This is a genomic window from Aminobacter niigataensis (assembly GCF_014200015.1).
Classification (GTDB): domain Bacteria; phylum Pseudomonadota; class Alphaproteobacteria; order Rhizobiales; family Rhizobiaceae; genus Aminobacter; species Aminobacter niigataensis.
This window is the reverse complement of record NZ_JACHOT010000006.1, coordinates 25,335-38,713: the sequence shown is the minus strand read 5'-3', so window position 1 is coordinate 38,713 and position 13,379 is coordinate 25,335. Positions and strand designations below refer to the sequence as shown.

The 13,379-nt window shown below is 63.4% G+C and carries 7 protein-coding genes; 6 read left to right on the top strand and 1 reads right to left on the bottom strand.

Annotated elements, in window-relative coordinates:
- Positions 1-68: 68 nt before the first annotated feature.
- Genes GGQ99_RS19355 through GGQ99_RS19340 form a run of 4 tightly spaced genes read left to right on the top strand, consistent with a single transcriptional unit; the run spans position 69 to position 7,754 of the window.
- Positions 69-4,703: a MupA/Atu3671 family FMN-dependent luciferase-like monooxygenase gene (locus tag GGQ99_RS19355; protein WP_183263799.1), complete on the top strand. Its 4,635-nt coding sequence runs from the start codon at positions 69-71 to the stop codon at positions 4,701-4,703.
- Positions 4,703-5,395, top strand: a complete 693-nt coding sequence (locus GGQ99_RS19350; RefSeq protein ID WP_183263798.1) for a 4'-phosphopantetheinyl transferase family protein — start codon at positions 4,703-4,705, stop codon at positions 5,393-5,395. The genes GGQ99_RS19355 and GGQ99_RS19350 overlap by 1 nt, the downstream gene beginning before the upstream one ends.
- Positions 5,392-6,675 carry a glycosyltransferase gene (locus GGQ99_RS19345; RefSeq protein ID WP_183263797.1) on the top strand — a complete coding sequence of 428 codons (1,284 nt, stop codon included), beginning with the start codon at positions 5,392-5,394 and terminating at the stop codon, positions 6,673-6,675. Before GGQ99_RS19350 ends, GGQ99_RS19345 begins: the two co-directional genes overlap by 4 nt.
- An 8-nt stretch (positions 6,676-6,683) precedes the next feature.
- On the top strand, positions 6,684-7,754 hold the full coding sequence (locus GGQ99_RS19340; RefSeq protein WP_183263796.1) for a hypothetical protein: 1,071 nt from the start codon (positions 6,684-6,686) through the stop codon (positions 7,752-7,754).
- A 9-nt stretch (positions 7,755-7,763) separates the two neighbouring features.
- Here GGQ99_RS19340 and GGQ99_RS19335 read toward each other — a convergent pair whose 3' ends face one another.
- A complete protein-coding gene (locus tag GGQ99_RS19335; RefSeq protein ID WP_183263795.1) occupies positions 7,764-10,406 on the bottom strand; it encodes a glycoside hydrolase family 9 protein in 2,643 nt (880 codons plus the stop codon).
- Positions 10,407-10,575: 169 nt separating this feature from the next.
- On the opposite strand from GGQ99_RS19335, the gene GGQ99_RS19330 reads away from it, so the two are divergent.
- Entirely contained in the window at positions 10,576-11,946 is a 1,371-nt protein-coding gene (locus GGQ99_RS19330) for an O-antigen ligase family protein (protein WP_183263794.1), read from the top strand.
- Between the two features lie 138 nt (positions 11,947-12,084).
- Positions 12,085-13,362 carry a polysaccharide biosynthesis/export family protein gene (locus GGQ99_RS19325; protein ID WP_183263793.1) on the top strand — a complete coding sequence of 426 codons (1,278 nt, stop codon included), beginning with the start codon at positions 12,085-12,087 and terminating at the stop codon, positions 13,360-13,362.
- The last annotated feature ends 17 nt before the right edge of the window (positions 13,363-13,379 follow it).

The window sequence follows — 13,379 nt, the reverse complement described above, 5'->3', positions numbered from 1 at the left end:
TTCTCATTCTTGTTTAGATCAATTCGTATATAGATACGGCAGCAATCGCAGTTCATGGGGTCGGGCACATGCCATCAGGGCAATTGGAATGCGTTCTGATCGGGGACGAGTCGCTTCTGGTGCAATGCGCCGAGATCGTGCGGGCCCATGGCCATGCCGTCGCGATGATCGTCACGGACAATGCGTCGATCCGGAATTGGGCTGAAGGCCTTGGCCTCCCGGTTTGCGCGTTCGACAGCGACGTCGAGGTGCGGCTCGCAACGGTCGCCTATGACTGGCTTTTCAGTGCGGCCAACCTGCGCATCATCCCGGATGCACTCTGGCGCAACGCACGACAGGGTGCGGCGAATTTCCATGACGGTCCATTGCCGCGCTATGCCGGCCTCAATGCGCCGGCTTGGGCGATCATGGAAGGCGAGGCAGGCCACGGTGTCACCTGGCATGCGCTGACGGCGCGGGTCGACGAGGGCGAGATCTATACGCAGCGCATGGTCGAGATCGGCCCCGACGAGACAGCGCTCACCCTCAACACCAGATGCTTCGAAGCGGGCATCGCGACCTTCGAGGAAATGCTGACCGCCATCGAAACAGGCGCGTTAGCGCCGCAGGCGCAGGATCTGTCGCAGCGCACCTACTACGCCAGGGACCGCCGCCCGGCGGCCGCTGGAACGCTGCGTTTCGACCGCGATGCGCAGACATTGTCGCGCGTGGCGCGCGGGCTCGATTTCGGCTCCGGCTATGCCAACCCGCTGGCCCGGGCGAAGGTGCGCACCGAAGCCGGCCTGTTCGCGGTCACGAAGTTCGAGGCAATCGGGCACGCCGACGGCCAGCCCGCCGGCACGGTGATTTCGGTTTCGGATGACGGCGCCGTCATTGCAGCGGCAGACCAGCATGTGCTGGTGCAGGGGATTGGCCTTGGGCGCAATGCAGGCAAGACGCTGAGTTCCTGCCTCAGCCAGGGGATGCGCCTGCCGCTGATGAACGACGCCGAAGCACAGGCGCTGGACGAGGCAGTTGCTCGGGCCGCCAGCCATGAGGGGCGCTTCCGCAAGGCGCTTGCCGCCGCGCGCGATGTCGATTTGCCCGACGTGAGGGCATGGTCGCCGGACAGCGAGGCGCGGGTGATCGCGCAGCCGTTGCAATTGCCGGTTCCGTCAGGAGCCCGCGCCGCCGCCATTGGCGCTTTCCTGGCTCGTTTCTCCGGCCAGGATTCCCTCGACATCGCCTATGCGACGGATGCCGTCGCAGCGCTGGACAGCCAGTTCCCAGGGTATTTCGCCAAGTCAGTTCCGTTCCGCATCGAGTCTCCGGATGAAACGGTCGAGGCTTTCGCAGCCCGGACCAATGAAGCCCTGGGCAAGCAGCGCGAGCGCGGCACCCACGTGTCCGACCTCGTGGAGCGCGTTCCCGGACTGGTAGTTCCGCCCCTGGCCGTCGGGCTGGTGGAAGCGGCGTCGCCCTCCCAGGATCGCCTTGTCGAGGGGTCGGCCCTGACATTCGTGCTCGGTACGGACGAGACCCTGGTCTTGGCCGATCAGGCGCGGATTGGCGCGCGCGACCTTGCCGACATGCTGTCCCGGCTGGGCACATTCGCCGCTGCATTTGCCGTCGGCGACAAGGCGGTTTCCGAGCTGCCGCTGATGTCCCAGGAAGAGCGCCAGCGCGTCCTCTATGGCTGGAACGAGACCGCGCGCGACCATGATCGTACGGCTTGCGTACATACGTTGATCGAGCGACAGGCCGAACTGACGCCGGACGCCATCGCGGTCGCCTTCCGCGAGCGGTCGCTGAGCTATCGCGAACTCGACGAGAAGGCCAACCGCGTCGCCCACCGGCTGATCGAACTCGGCGTGAAGCCGGACACGCTGGTCGGCCTCCATGTCTCACGTTCGCCGGAGCTCGTCATCGGGGCGCTGGCAATCCAGAAGGCCGGCGGTGCTTATGTGCCGCTCGACCCGATGTTCCCGGCCGACCGGCTTGCCCTGATGGTCGAAGACAGCGGCGCGCCGGTGGTGCTCAGCGAGCGTTCGCTCGATGGATCGCTTGCCGTGGACGGCGCCCGGCGTGTGAATGTCGAAGACATCCTCGCGGCCTCCGGCAGTGCCGAGCGGCCGCGCAGCGGCGTCACCCCGGCCAACCTTGCCTACATGATCTACACGTCGGGCTCGACAGGCCGCCCCAAGGGCGTGATGGTCGAGCATCGCAATGTCGCGAATTTCTTCGTTGGCATGGACGACCGGATCACGGTCGATGAAGCCGGACAGCCGGTATGGCTCGCCGTCACCAGCCTGTCCTTCGACATCTCCGTGCTGGAGCTGTTCTGGACGCTGGCGCGGGGCTTCAAGGTGGTGATCCATGCAAGCGACGTGCATGACCACAAGAACGCGGCTCCGGCAGTGCCGCGCCGCCGCGCAAGCGGCAAGGCGCCGATGGATTTCGGTCTGTTCTACTGGGGCAATGACGACGGCGCCGGGCCAGCAAAGTACCGGCTGCTGCTGGAAGGGGCGAAGTTCGCCGACGAGCATGGCTTCCAGGCGCTGTGGACGCCGGAGCGGCATTTCCATGCCTTCGGCGGTCCCTATCCGAACCCCGCGGTGACAGGAGCTGCGGTCGCTGCCGTGACGAAGAACCTGGCGATCCGCGCGGGCTCCTGCGTCCTGCCGCTGCACCATCCCGCGCGCGTAGCCGAGGAGTGGGCCATCCTCGACAACATCAGCAACGGCCGCGTCGGCTTGGCCTTCGCGTCGGGGTGGATGCCCGAAGATTTCGTACTGCGGCCGGAGAACGCGCCGCCGCACAACAAGGCGGCTATGCTGCGTGACATCGAGACCGTGCGCCGCCTATGGCGCGGCGAAAAGGTCGAGTTCGATTTCGGCGATGGCAAGCTGGGTGTCGTGACCCAGCCGCGGCCGGTGCAAAAGGAGCTGCCGGTCTGGATCACCACGGCCGGCAATACCGACACCTACCGCGAAGCCGGTCGCCTGGGCGCGAATGTGTTGACCCATCTGCTCGGCCAGTCGATCGACGAGCTGGCCGGCAAGATCCGCGTCTATCGCGAGGCGCTGGCCGAGGCTGGCCACGACCCGAGCGCGCACAAGGTCACGCTGATGCTGCACACGCTGCTCGGTGCGGATCGCGAGGAGGTGCGGGAGCGTGCGCGCGGCCCGATGAAGGACTATCTGCGCAGCGCTGCGGCACTGATCAAGCAATATGCCTGGGCCTTCCCAGCCTTCAAGAAGCCGCAGGGCGTGGTCCAGCCGATGGACATCGACCTGCAGTCGCTGCAGCCGGACGAACTCGATGCCATCCTGGAATTCGCCTTCCTGCGCTATTTCGAAGACAGCGGCCTGTTCGGCACCGTCGACGATGCGCTCGACCGCGTCGACCAGATCGCGACCATCGGCGTCGACGAGGTCGCCTGCCTGATCGACTATGGCATTCCGAGCGACATCGTGCTGGAGCGTCTGAAGCCGCTGGCCGAGGTGGTTGCACGGTCGCGTGGGGCCGAAGCGGACGAGGCCATGCCACAAAGCGCGCTTGCAGCCGACATCGCAGCTCATGGAGCGACGCACCTGCAGTGCACGCCGTCGATGGCGCGCATGTTCCTTGTCAACGAGGAGGACCGCAAGGCCCTCAAGCAGGTCCGTCATCTGCTCATCGGCGGCGAGGCGCTGCCGGCGTCCCTCCTGGCCGAACTGCGCAAGGTGACCTCGGCGCCGGTCGAAAACATGTATGGCCCGACAGAGACGACCATCTGGTCCTCGACGATGACGGCCGACATCGGCGAGGGCGTCGTGCCTCTCGGCAAGCCGATCGCCAACACGCAGCTCTATGTGCTCGATGCGTCGCTTCGTCCTGTCGCGCCTGGTATGGCCGGCGAACTCGTCATCGGCGGCGAGGGCGTGGCGCGCGGCTATTTCGGCCGCGACGACCTGACCCGCGAGCGCTTCGTGGCCAATCCCTTTGCCGACGGCAGGATGTATCGCACCGGCGATCTGGTGCGCTACACCACCGACGGCGTCCTGCAGTTCCTCGGCCGCACCGACCATCAGGTTAAGGTGCGGGGTTATCGCATCGAGCTTGGCGAGATCGAATCGCGGATCGCCGAGTTCCCCGGTATCGCCGAGAGCGTCGTGATGGCCCGCGAGGATCGCGCCGACGACGTGCGCATCGTCGCCTATCTGCGCCTCAAGGAGAAGAAATTCGACGAGAGTGCCTTGCGCGCCCATTTGGCGAAGTCGCTGCCGGAATACATGGTGCCGGCGCATTTCGTAACGCTCAACGCCTTCCCGCTGACGCCAAATGCCAAGGTCGACCGCAAGGCCCTGCCGAAGCCTGAGGCCAAGCGCGAGGCGGAAGCCGAGATCTACGTCGCACCGGTCGACAACGTGCAGAGGGAAATCGCTGAAACCTTCCGCCGGATCCTCGGCGTCGAGCGTGTCGGGCTCAACGACAGCTTCTTTGCGCTCGGAGGTCATTCGCTGCTGGCCGTGCAGGCGCACCGGGAACTGAAGGCATCGGTCGCGCCCGACATCGCCATCACCGATCTGTTCCGCTTCCCGACGGTGGCGGCGCTGTCTGCGCATCTTGCCGACCGCGGCAAGTCCGACGAGCGGCTCAGCCAGGTTGCAGACCGCGCCGCCATGCGCCGAGCCGCGCTCGGCGACCGGCGCGCCGCGATGCAGCGCCTGCGAGAAAGCTGATGGGTCTGCTCGCCGAGCTATTCGATGGGCATGTGGCGACAGCGCAGGGGGATCCCCGCTCGCTGGCCGCAGTGATGTATCCCATCGAGCAGTCCTATGTGTCGCGAGCGACGGAATCCCGTCGCCGCGAGTTTGCAGCAGGCCGATCGCTGGCACGCCAGGCGATGGCGTCGCTGGGCGTGCCACAGGCTGCGATCCCTGCAGCGTCGGATCGGGCGCCGGTCTGGCCGGCCGGCATCGTTGGAAGCATCAGCCATTGCTCCGGCTTGTGCGTTGCGGCCGTGGCGCGCGAAAGCCAGGATTGCAGTTCGATCGGCATAGATGTCGAACCGGCGACACCGCTAGACGAAGACCTCCTCGACACGATATGCGATGACGACGAGCTACGGTGGCTGGCGAGGCAGGCTGAGCCTGGGCGAGGGCTCCTAGCGAAGGCCATCTTTTCCGCCAAGGAAAGCGTCTACAAGGCTCAATACCCGCTATCGCGACAAATCATCGGTTTCCATGCCGTTTCGGTAGCGTTGGATATGGCCAGCGGCAGCTTCCTTGCCAGGTTTCGCGTAGACGCCGAGCCGTTCCTGTCCGGCTACCAAGCCAGTGGCCGCATCGCGATTACATCCGAATTCATTGCCACTAGTGTTGCGCTGAAAAACGTCAAGGAAAAAGCCGCGCAAAGGGAACTGTCGGCATGAGCCTGGTGCAATACGACGAACAAAGGCACATGGGCGCGGCCATGGAAGCTACCGCGCGCGGCCAAACGTTGCTCCTGGTCACCATGGTGCGTCTGCGTCGGGGACCACGCGGTCTGCAACTGGATGACCAGACATGTGCGGGGCTAGTACGCTGGACCGAGCATTTCGAGCGTGTCGTCTATTGCGGTCTGTTGCAGGAGAGCGATGACTGCGACGACGCGTCCGTGACCTGGGTCGACATAGATAGCCTGCCCAATCGGGACCGCATGCGCATCGTGCCGCTGCCCTTTGCCTACAAGATCGGAGCATTTGCCCGTGCATATCGGGCAACGCGTCGGCAACTGGCGGAGGAGATCGGGAAAGCCGACAAGCTGTGCTTCACGCTCGGGTACGTCTTTGGTGATTGGGGTGGTGTTGCTGCCCTCGAAGCGATCAAACAAGGGCGCCGTTTCGCGACATGGTTTGACCGCGTCGAACATGACGTCCTGCGCAACACGTTGCATGCTTTGCGGTTTCGACGGCGTGTCAAGGAAAGAATGACGCTGCCGGTGATGATAGCCTATCATCGACATTTGGTGCGCAAGTCCTCGCTTGGCCTTTTCCAAGGCATGGATACTTTCAAAGCCTACGAGAAGTATTCGTCCAATCCTGCCTGCGTCTATGACGTCCACACGCAGCCGGAGGATTTCATCAATGCCGAACAGATCGAGCAAAAACTGGCAGGGATTGAGGCGGCTGCACCCCTGCGCATCGTCTATGTTGGGCGTGCGGTTGCAATGAAAGGGCCGGAAGACTGGCTGCGCGTCATACACGGCGTCGTACAGGCTGGCGTCGATGTTCGGGCGACCTGGCTCGGTGACGGCCCGCTGCTGGACCAGATGCAGTTGACGGTAAAACAGCTTGGCCTTGGAAACCATGTCGAACTGGCCGGCTATGTAGGCGACCGCGACAAGGTGCTAGATGCCTTACGCGAAAGCCATCTCTTCCTGTTCTGCCACAAGACGCCTGAATCGCCCCGCTGCCTGATCGAGGCATTGGTCTCGGGGTGTCCGATCGTGGGATATGGTACCCACTATCCGGTGGGCCTGGTCGAAGGTGCCGGCGGTGGGATGTTCAGCGCCATGGATGATTTCGCTGGCCTGGCAAAGCTCATTACCGAACTGGATCGGGATCGCGGCCGCCTCGTCAAACTGGTGCGTGATGCTGCCTCTTGCGGTCGTCGTTTCGATGAGGCGACGGTCTATCGTCAACGCGCCGAACTGATTGCATCCTACGCGTGATGTGGGGCATGCGACGACTGGTGCTGTGCGCGGCGGGATTGTTCATTGCTCCGGCGGCAATCGCCCTTTCGGCCGCGGAGCAAACCCTGGAGTGGGTTGCGCCGATGAGATTGTTTGTTTCCGGCCATAGCCTCACGGACCGGCCGATGCTCGACAAGCTGGCGGAAATGGCCGCGGGCGCGGGCCGGCCCGTTGTCTGGAACATGCAGAACATCGGCGGCTCGTCGCTCGAACAGCGCTCCATGGGATCCGATCCCGAGCGCCCTTGGTCGGGCTTCAAAGCTGGCATGAATCGCAATGGCGGCTCCGTCGACGTCCTCGCCGAATTTCGCCAACCGTCCGTTGGGGGCGCGACCTATGACGTTCTGCTCGTGACGGAACTGCACTCCCTGCTCGATACGATCATGCGGCAAGGCACGGTGCGTTATCTCGCCGAATACCAGGGCCGATTCCTCGAGACCAATCCCTTGGGGGCGATTTGGTTCATGGCGCCGTGGCTGGACGTGTCAGACAAGGAGGATCCGCGGGACTGGATCGCCTATGAACGGCTTGCCTTGCCGGTCTGGCGATGCGCGGTGCAAGCCGCCAGTGGTGCCGCGGCGTCTGGCAAGAGCACGTCAGGCATCGGCTTCATCCCGGCGAGCCTCGCCCTGGCCGAACTGGTCGACCATCTCACCAGCGCTCCCCGCGCTGGCTTTGAAGATATGTCACCTGAAGACATCGTACGGGCGCTGTTTACCGACACCGTCCATTCGACGGAACTTGGCGAGGCCTATATCGCGCTGATCGTCCTGGCGACGATCGAGGGGCTGGACGCGCAGACGGTGCGCATGCCGGCGGGAGTAAGCGACGCGCAAGCGCAGACGCTGAAGAGCTTCGCGGCGGATTTCCTCAGCCGGTACCGTGCCGAGCCTCTTGATCAATGCTCCGGCGGTATTTCACTCTCGTTTGCCTGGGCTTATTCCGGCTATGTCGGCAAGACCTATCGCGCCGACTTCTCCTGGCCGCGCGTGGCGATTCAGCGCCTGCGGGATACGGCACGGTTCGGCTGGAACCTGCGCAATGCCTACAGCGATTGACCTGCCGCGTTACTGCCGGCCGTGCAGGTAGAGCGCCAGCGCGGCCATGGTTCCGATGGACTGATGCACCGTGTATTCCTGCTGCATGATGACCGCGGGGTGCTCGACCAGATATTCGTGATAGGGCAGGGAAAAGCGTGGCGGTTCGATTCGGCGCTGCGGCGCGTTTTCGGTCGTGCCCGACTCTGCCAGCGGCGACCATGCCGGGCCGAACACCCAGCTGTAGGCGGTCGCGTTCTGTGAAGCGAAGCCAAAGATGGTGATGCCGCTCGGCGCGGCGACGCCCATGGCACGGTGATCCTCGTGCAATGGATGCAGGATCTGTCGAGCCCCGATCCCGGTCACGAAACTCAGGCCTACCTGATTGACCCCGACCATGGCCTGAAATCCCTGTTCCATGACCTGCAGGATCTGTGGGTCGCCCGCCAGAAGATGCGCGCGGATCAGCGTCTGCGTCTGGTTGTAGTCGGGCGCGCCGCCTTCTCCCCACCCGGCAGGGGCATAAGGATGCTTCATGTTTGGGTAGGCGGCATGTTGCTGCGCGTCGGTGATGATTGCAGCTTCCGCGGCGAAACGCGCCACAATCTCCTCGCCTATCCCCGCATCCGAGCCGGCTGTCTTGAGATAGTCCCAGGCAGCATCGCCCTTGTGTGCAAAAAGTCCCTGGTCATCGCGCCAGGACGCTTCGAAGATATCGCGATGTTTGGTGCTGCCGAGGAGCCGGTAGAGTGCTGCCGCCGCGGCGCCGCGATATTCGCGAGCGATACCTTGCAACTGCTCGCGTCGTGCAGGCCAGCCGCCCGGTCCGAACGCGCCGGTCTCCGTGGCGACGACAATCGCGTCGCGATAAAAGGTGTCTGGGTCGGCGAAGCCGCGTTCCGCGGCAGCCCACGCTGCGCGGGCGCTGTCTTCGAAAAGCATGGCGGCGCCCGCTTTGCCCCGCGTTTTCAGAATGCGCGCAAGTTTTGCGGCAACAGCGGCGTATTTGTAGGTCGAGATATGGTCGGGCGCGTAGGCATAGACCTCCTGCCGCTCGAGATAGCTGGGTTCGCCCAGCATGGGATGCGCTGCGCTCTCGATCCCGCCGCGAATGCCTCCGTCGTCGGTCTGCAGCCTGCGGAAGAAATCCATGACCCAGATCGCTTCATGGAGAAGGTCCGGCAGATCGTCGGTATCGCGATAGGTGGGGTTGGTGAGCAGGGCGCTCGACTTCGGCAGATCGAAGCTGGTCCCGCGCTGTGCCTCAGGCAGGGCCTCGAAGGCTTCGAGCAGAAGGGCCGCGACCTCGACATGCTGGATGCGACGGTCCCAGTCGCCTGCATCCATATAGCCGCCCCAATAGCTGTCCGGCGCTTTTCTTTCGGTGCGCCAGCGCGGCTTCACACCTTCCTCGAAGGCAATGAAACCCGTGTCGAAATTGGACGACCAGGCCAGTGGCAGCCTGCTTTCGACGATGGACATGTCGGGGCCGGGCCGGAAGGCGACAGGTCGGCTGTAGCCGAAGCGCCCGTCAATCTCGATGCCGCTGCGCTGGTGGTAGAGTCCCGTCATGGAAACCCGCGCTGCGCTCAGCCAGATATCCGGTTCGACCTGAAATGGGTCCGAAACGCCGAGGCCCGGAACACGCAGTCGGAATGGTCCGCCTGACTGCGGCATCCAGGCGGAGTAGTCGAGCTCGAAGACGAAGGTTCCGGCGCGGTTGGCGCTGTATGCTGGGGTGGCTGTTGCCTGGGGGGAGAGGGTTGCCGGAAGCTGCTCGTTTGGATCGTCCAGCGTGAATGCGTTGGCCGTGGACTCGGCCACAGTGCCGAAGACCGCACTGGGATCCTGTTCGCCGCCCAGTCGTTCGAGACCTACACGCTGACCATCGGTCAAGCCGTGTGGCGCAACCGTCGTCACGCGCCGGGCATTCGTGTCGAGTGACCGGATCACGATGCGCGGTGCGGTTGCCGTGGTGTAGTCGATCAGCGGCTTGGGCAGGCCATTACCCGGTTCGGCGTCACCAGGATCTTTGCGCAGGTTGATGGCGCCAGCGAAGACCGTCTTGCCTTCGGGATCGATGATGTCGAAGGCGGTAGTGCCGTAGTCCCTGAAATCGACCGCGCCGTCGTCCTTGCCGCCCGGCAGCCAGAGCGCAAGAAAACCGGCCTTCGCCGTGTCCTTTGTCGCATGTCCAAGTTGCGTCGAACGGATCGCCACCGCGCGGGTCGTCCGGTCGTCGAAGGTGAAGCTTCGGTCGGCCAGCATGCCGTTCGGCCAGCGGATGACATGTGTGCCCTGCGGCAGGGGACCGTCGAGCTTGAGATAGACCTGGTGCTTGAAGGCGGCGCCTGTCCGCGTGTCGCCATTCGGGCCGGGATAGAGCCCGGAATCGTAGGGCATGGATTTGCGATGAACCGAGATGACGCGACGTCCGCCAATCGTACCGTAGAGGCCGGCAGCATCGACGCTGGCTCGGTCGAGGAATGTGCCGGGTGGCGTGTCCGAGAGCCGGACATGGTCGGCTTTCGGCCCGATGACCAGGCCTGGCACCCCATCGACGGCAGTCCACCGCCCGCGCATCGCCGGCATCGGCTCGGGCAAGGTCACGATCCGCCCACGCACGAACGACGGATCGCGCAGTTCGACAGCGATGATATCAGGCGCAGCCATGGCGATCTCCGCGATTTCGATCGCGGGTGGATTGGCGCGAGCACTCGCCGGCAAGACCAGCAACGCCATGAGAAACACACGAAATGCGAAGACCACGTTGTCGTTAACCTTCCGTCGGGTTGTTCTCGGACGTTAACCCGGAGTTCCCAGGCGCCATGTTATTGCACCCATGTCGAGCCATAAGGGTTATCGTTCTTTGAAGTTCGGGGTGCTTTTTCTCGCTTTGCTTGCGATTTTTCCGCTCGGCTTGCTGTTAAGAAGCACGCCCGCGCTGCGCAAGCCATTCTGGATAGTTTTCGGCGCCCTGCCATTTTTTGCCGCCGCCATCCCGATGTTCGACATCGGATTGCTTTCCTGGTCCGGCTATTGGATTGGCTTCGTATACGGCCTGCAGGTGACGATCATCGACTTGCTCGCTGCTGCGGTTCTCTTCACCTTGCCCCGCGGCAGGCTGCCCATGTGGTGCAAGCTGCCGTTCCTTCTCTACATTTTCGCTGCCGCGCTTTCGCTGTTGCAAGCCGATGAGCCGGTCGCCGCGAGTTTCGGCCTGCTGCAATTCGTCCGCATCTTCTTCGTCATGGTGGTGGTGGCTCGTGCCAGCGCTGATCCGGATGTGCCCTTCCTGATCTTGAAAGGAATGGCGATTGGCATGGCGGCGCATTTCGTTGCCGTCCTGTACCAGCGATTCCAGCTTCAATTGCCGCAGACGATGGGTCTCTTCATCCATCAGAACACGCTCGGCATGGCGGCCCACTTCGTCCTCTTCCCGCACCTTGCCCTGCTTCTGGCCGGCTATCGCCACGTCCGTTATCTGGTCGGCATGGTTGTGGCGACGATCGTCGTGGTCGTCTTCACGGCATCGCGTGCGACGGTCGGGTTTTCGGTGATCGGATTGGGGACGCTGTTCGTGACGCAGGCGCTTGCCGGCTTGACGCAGCGCAAGATGGCCGTCGGCTTTGCCGCGCTCGCCTCGCTTCTCATCGTGGCACCCCTGGCAATTTCCACATTCTCCAACCGCTTCGAACTCAATCCGCTGGGAGAAAGCCAATATGACGAGCGCGCGGCCTTCAATCGTGCGGCATCGCTCATCCTCGATGACTATCCGCTCGGCGTCGGCATCAACCACTACGTTCATATGGCCCGGGACTTTGGCTATTCGGAGCGAGCTGGCGTCATCGGCTTCGAGGGTAACCGCAATAACATTGTCCACAACGCTTATTGGCTGACCGCCGCCGAGGCCGGATATCCGGGTGTGATCGCGTTCTGCATCATGCTGATCGTGCCCATGTTCGTCGCGTGGTGGACCGGCTGGCGCTCGCGGGGCACATTGGAGGGCAATTTGCTTCTCGGCTTCGGCGTGACCCTTCTGATCGCTTATCTCCATTCCTTCTACGAGTGGGTGATCTTCATCAAGGAAATCCAATATCTGCTGGCCATGACGATGGGCATGGTCTTCGGCATCGCCTTGCGCCTGAAGGCGCCGGGTACCAACGCACGGCAAGCGGCGCCAACGAAGGTGATGCCGATCAATGCAGTATGAGGACAGTATTAACCATGAACAACGAAAGTGGCGCCGATACGGCCATTTCGTCCGGCATCATCGAACATCTTCAGCATATGTCAGGGGTTGCACGATAGCAGCTTTGGGTTGTTGCCAGATATTGTCGGGAGCGATTCGATGAAGTTGCTTGATGGACGGAGAAAGCTGTACGCGGCACGCGACGCCATCGTCGCCAGCCTGGCGCTGCTGAGCTTGCTTGGCTTGCCCGGCAATGCCCTAGCCGAGACGGTCGAGTACGAGCTTGGTCCCCAGGACCGATTGCGCATCCATGTTTCCGAATGGCCGGCGTTGACCGGCGAGCTGACTGTTGGTGCCGGTGGCGACATATTGATGCCGATGCTCGGTCAGATTCCGGCACAGGGGCTGAGCACGCCTGAACTTGCGGCCTCGATCGCGGCGCGCCTCCAGGAGAAGGCCAATCTCCAGCAGATGCCAGACGCGACGGTCGATATCGTTGCGTATCGTCCCTTCTATATCCTCGGCAGCGTGACCACCCCTGGCGAGTATGCCTATCGGCCCGGCATGATGATTCTCAATGCCCTGAGCCTCGGTGGCGGCGCTTATCGGCCGGAGCAAGGCTCGCAATGGGACCTCGAACGCGTGGCGATTTCGAGCCGGGGCGAGCTGAAACTCAACGAAGCGCGGCGCTGGGATCTGCTGGCCGAGCAGCAACGCTGGCAGGCACAGCTCGATGGTGCCGAGGACATAGGCGCAGCACCCGGCGGTGCAACTCCCGAACATGCAAAAGCTGTCGAGGAGCAGCGTCGTATTTTCGCTACGGAACTTGGGCGCCATCGTGCCGAACGACGCAGCCTTGAAGCGTCGATTGCCATGCGACAACAGGAAATCGGGGCGCTTGACCAGCAGCTTGCCGACGTCGCCGTGAAGTTGGGTTCAACGAAAGGCGAACTTGAGACGATACGTCGACTGGCCAAGCAGGATCTCGCCGTTCATCGCCTTGGGCCGCTGGAGCGCAGCCTGAGCGACGTTCAGCGCGAGCAGCAGGATCTGGAGATCGGCAAACTGCGGGCGCGCCAGGAAATCAACATCGCGACGCGCGAGATCGCCACACTGGACGAGCATCGCCGGGCCGCGGCTCTGTCTGGCGTCCAGCGCATTGCCATCGACCTGCGCGCCATCGCCGAGCAGAACGACACCTCGACCCGGATCCTGGACAGCGCTGCGTACTATTCATCGAACCTCTCCCGCTTGGCCGAGTCCGAGACTGCCCCGCAGTTGCGCTTCAGGATTGTGCGGACCGATGACAACGGAACGTCCGAGTTCGACGCCACCGAAACGACGCGCGTGCAGCCCGGAGACATCGTCAAGGTCTTCCGCGTGGCAACGGAGATGACCGGTGCGCTGCAGGTCGAAACGCCGACGACCCGGCCCTGACCACCGCAGCACTGGCT

What these genes read in the sequence shown, in the direction of transcription:
- GGQ99_RS19340 (WP_183263796.1), top strand. Translation starts at nt 6,684, where the DNA reads ATGCGACGACTGGTGCTGTGCGCGGCGGGATTGTTCATTGCTCCGGCG.
- GGQ99_RS19335 (WP_183263795.1), bottom strand. Translation starts at nt 10,406, where the DNA reads ATGGCTGCGCCTGATATCATCGCTGTCGAACTGCGCGATCCGTCGTTC.
- GGQ99_RS19355 (WP_183263799.1), top strand. Translation starts at nt 69, where the DNA reads ATGCCATCAGGGCAATTGGAATGCGTTCTGATCGGGGACGAGTCGCTT.
- GGQ99_RS19325 (WP_183263793.1), top strand. Translation starts at nt 12,085, where the DNA reads ATGAAGTTGCTTGATGGACGGAGAAAGCTGTACGCGGCACGCGACGCC.
- GGQ99_RS19345 (WP_183263797.1), top strand. Translation starts at nt 5,392, where the DNA reads ATGAGCCTGGTGCAATACGACGAACAAAGGCACATGGGCGCGGCCATG.
- GGQ99_RS19350 (WP_183263798.1), top strand. Translation starts at nt 4,703, where the DNA reads ATGGGTCTGCTCGCCGAGCTATTCGATGGGCATGTGGCGACAGCGCAG.
- GGQ99_RS19330 (WP_183263794.1), top strand. Translation starts at nt 10,576, where the DNA reads ATGTCGAGCCATAAGGGTTATCGTTCTTTGAAGTTCGGGGTGCTTTTT.